Source organism: Paenibacillus sp. EKM10P, from assembly GCF_011800655.1.
Taxonomy (GTDB): Bacteria; Bacillota; Bacilli; order Paenibacillales; family Paenibacillaceae; genus Paenibacillus; species Paenibacillus polymyxa.
Map to the genome: position 1 here is coordinate 1 of NZ_JAALET010000029.1, position 4,145 is coordinate 4,145.

1 protein-coding gene is annotated in these 4,145 nt (G+C 53.1%); it reads right to left on the reverse strand.

Going from position 1 to position 4,145, the window contains the following annotated elements:
- A partial coding sequence (locus HFE01_RS26205; RefSeq protein ID WP_167442888.1) for a condensation domain-containing protein occupies positions 1-4,145 on the reverse strand: 4,145 nt, incomplete at both ends.

Here is a 4,145-nt window from a genome sequence, read left to right on the forward strand (position 1 = left end):
CGTGAGGACGGAAATTCGGGATCAATCGGCACATAAGCACCACCTGCTTTTAGCACGGCCAGCAGACCTACGATCATTTCCACGGAGCGCTGTACCATCAGACCGACCAGTTTGTCAGGTCCTACTCCCTGTGCTTGAAGCACTCGTGCCAGCGAATTCGCCCGTTCATTTAGCTCCTGATACGTCAGACGCTGATGTCCAAATACCAATGCCACCTGATCTGGTGTACACTCCACCTGAGCCTCGAACAGCTGATGGATCGTCTGATGAGACGGAAATGCACAAGCGGTATCATTAAAGGCCGCTGTAATTTGCTGTTTTTCCGCTGCTGTGAGTAGTTCCAGCTCTTCCACTCGAACATGCGGGTTGAGCGAAATTTGCTCCAAGAGACGCGCAAAATGTCCATACAGACGTTCAATACCTGCTTGATCAAAGCTGAGCGTGTTATACATAAAACGAATCTTGATGCCTTCACCTGGCATCACGACAACGTTCAGATCGTAGTTGGTTTCCTCTGTAGACACCACGTTTGAAATTGTGAAGGGATCCTGTCCATCACTGCCCAGTTGCTCTACCTGCTGCTCCACCGGATAATTCTCAAATATCATAATATGGTTGATTAAATCCTGCTTCTGCTCGGTCAGTGCCTGGATTTCATACAGAGGGAACGCATCGTAAGCATTGGAAGCCAGCGCCTGCCGCTGTGTTCGTTTCATCAGCTCAACAAAGCTTTCGCCTGGTTCAGACTGCACACGCACTGGAATTGTATTGATAAATAGCCCGATCATGTGCTCCACACCTGGAATATCCCCTGGACGGCCGGATACAACACTGCCGAACACGACATCCGTACTGTTGTTATACTTCTGCAACAGAACGCCCCATACGGTCTGAATCAGCGTGTTGATCGTGACCTGATTTTGCTTCGCCACCCGTTCGATCTGGGCAACCAGCTCTGGCTGGAATTCGCAATCCAGATCTTCAGCGATATATTCCCCGGCTTGCATCGATTTCGGCTGTGCTTTTTGCTGCGGAAGCGTAATTTGCTGCTCGTAGTCCGCCAGATACCCACGCCAGTATTGCAGGGCTGCCTCACGATCCTGACGTTCCAGCCATTCGATAAATCGGCTGAACGGCGTGACAGGCTCCAGCACGGGCTCATCACCCGCACGCAGTGCCAGATAGCTACCGAATACTTCCTGGGTCATAAAGGACAAGCACCAGCCATCCATCAAAATGTGATGGAAGCTCCAGATAAAGTGATACGTTTCATCCCCAGTTTGCAGGATCGAGATACGAAGGAGTGCATCCTCTGCGAGATTAAATCCCTTCGCTTTATCGGCAAGGGTAAAAGCCTCCACACGCGCCTTTCGTTCCTCTTTTTCTAGTCCGCGCAGGTCTTCATAGTATAATTGTCCGCTGCGATTGCGGAAGACGACCTGTACAGGCTCATCCTTCCATGAGTTGATAAAGTTCGTCCGCAGGGCCTCATGACGCTGTACGAGCAGATCCAAGCTCTTACCGAAAGTAACCACATCGAAGCGCCCATTCAACTCAAAGGATGCCTGCTCAAAATAAGCCGCCGAATTCTCATCCATCAGGCTGAAAAAGAGCATACCCTTTTGCATCGGTGTCAAAGCATATACATTTTCCAGCTCGCCCAGATCCCGCGTATCTTCCACCAATTGCTCCAACTCGTCCAGCGTTACATGGTTTAACAGAACATCACTTGGAGTCAGCACTGTTCTTTCTTGGGTGACACAATGATGAATGACTTCACGCAAGCCGGATGCCAGCAGTTCTCCCAGCCGTGCAATCGTTTCATGACGGAACTGCGTTGTACCGTAGCGAATCGTGAACACCAACTCGCCATCCTCGATTAATCCGTTGATATCCAGTGCAAAATCCATAATCGCGTTCGTGCTGACAGGCACACCGATGGAATAGGATGAAGGCTGTAGATCGTTGCCTTTATAATCCTGATCGAATTGCCCCAAATAGTTAAAACTGATCTCAGGCTGAGCCTGTAACTGTACGCCTGCTTTCTTCAAAACATTCCTATCCGTCAGGTAGCGTAAAATGCCATAGCCGATGCCTTTTTGCGGAATATGACGCAACCCTTCCTTGGTCCGCTTGATCAGGTGAGCAGTATGTCCCCCTTCTCCCAGACTTCCCTCCAGTACAACCGGGAATTGGCTCGTAAACCAGCCGACCGTGCGCGTAATATCCACATCCGGTACAATGGCTTCCCGTCCATGACCCTCCAGGTTGACCAAGATCCGCTCGGAACCCGACCAGTCATACACCGCTTTTCCGAGCGCGGCTAGCAACAGGTCATTCATTTCCGTGTTGTATGCGCGATGAGCTTGTTTGAGCAGCTGCTCCGTCTCCTGCTTCGTCCAGCGAACCGTCACCACCTCACTGTCTCCGAGCCGTGCATTATCATTTGCAAAATCCTTCGGCAAAGGCTTCGCGAGGCTTGCTTCTGCTTGTTCGATATGCTGCCAGTAAGCCAGCTCCTGCTCCATCGTTGCACTGTTGGCATAGGCTGACAGTTGTTTGGCCCATACCTTGAACGAATCTGTTTTATGCGGCAGCCGAATAGCTGTGCCTGTCTGACCTGCAACTGCCTGCTCATAACCAGATGCCAAATCCTCCAGCAAAATACGCCAAGATACACCGTCCACCACCAAATGATGAATGACGATTAATACATGGTCGCCCTCAGCGCAATGGAACAGACCGAGCTTCACCAGCGGACCCGCGCTCAAATGAATGCTGGCTTGAATTTCACTCGCCTTAGCTTCAACAGCGGTAGATTCGTCTTCCACTCCGCTGAAATCTACAATGTCCAGCGTGTATAGCTCGCCTTCCTCTACACTGCGGTTCCAAGCGACATAGCCCTGCTCCGTCTCACGGAATACCGTGCGCAGTGCGTCATGATGCTGGACCATACGGTCCATCGTACGGCGCAGCGCGTCAACGTCAAAGCCCCCAGCTCGGTACAGCATCATCGCCTGGTTGCTGTGGTGCAGATCAGCCGGCTGCTGCTCGAAGAACCAGCGCTGAATAGGTGTCAGTTCCACCTGGCCTACTGCCTCTTCCTGACTGGCCATCTTGCCATCTGTACGAAGCAACGCACTGAGTGCCGCTACCGTCGGATGGCTGAAGAGGTCTTTCATGTTCAGTCGATAACCTGCCTGCAGCAAGCGGGAGGATACTTGCAAGGCTTTGATCGAATCGCCGCCCAGCTCGAAGAAGTTATCCTGCGTGCCTACGGCATCCATGCCAAGCACTGCGGCCCATACCGCAGCCAGTACCTGCTCCACCGTAGTACGCGGTGCCACATAGGCTGCTCCGGTATGAATGCTGCCTTCCGGTTCCGGCAAAGCCTTGCGGTCGATTTTGCCGTTGCTGGTCAGCGGGATCGTCTCCAGTCGCATCAGGCGTGCAGGCACCATGTGCGCTGGCAGTCCGGCTTCCAGTGCTGCCTGTACTTCCTCGATCCGCAGCTCGGCTTCTCCCGTGATGTATCCACACAAATACTTGTGTCCACGCTCGTCCGTCCGGTCGATGACTACGGCTTGACGCACACCCGGTACCCGCTGGATCGCCGTTTCAATCTCGCCTAGTTCAATCCGGTAGCCCCGGATTTTGACCTGATAGTCCATCCGGCCGATAAAGTCCACATTGCTGTCTGGCATCCACCGTGCCAAATCGCCGGTGCGATACAAATGTTCACCCGGTACGTACGGGTTCGCTACGAATTTCTCCGCCGTCAGGTCCGCACGGTTCAGGTATCCCCGTGCGACCCCGATGCCGCCGATGCATAGCTCGCCCAGTACGCCGATCGGCACCGGATTCAGCTGGCTGTCCACGATGTAGAAACGGGCGTTCAGCCATGCCTGACCAATCGGCACATTCCCGCTGCTTGGTAGCTTCGACAGCTCTTCGTCGTAGAAGCTGGAGTCAATCGCCGCTTCCGTGACGCCATAGCTGTTGATGATGCGGATGTCCGCACCAAACCGTTCTTGCAGCACTCGGTAGTCCGTCACGCTACAGCTATCTGAGCTCGTGATCAGCAGTTCCAGACTGCTCATGTCCAGCCCGTGTTCATGCACATGCTGCATAAACGGTACGATCAG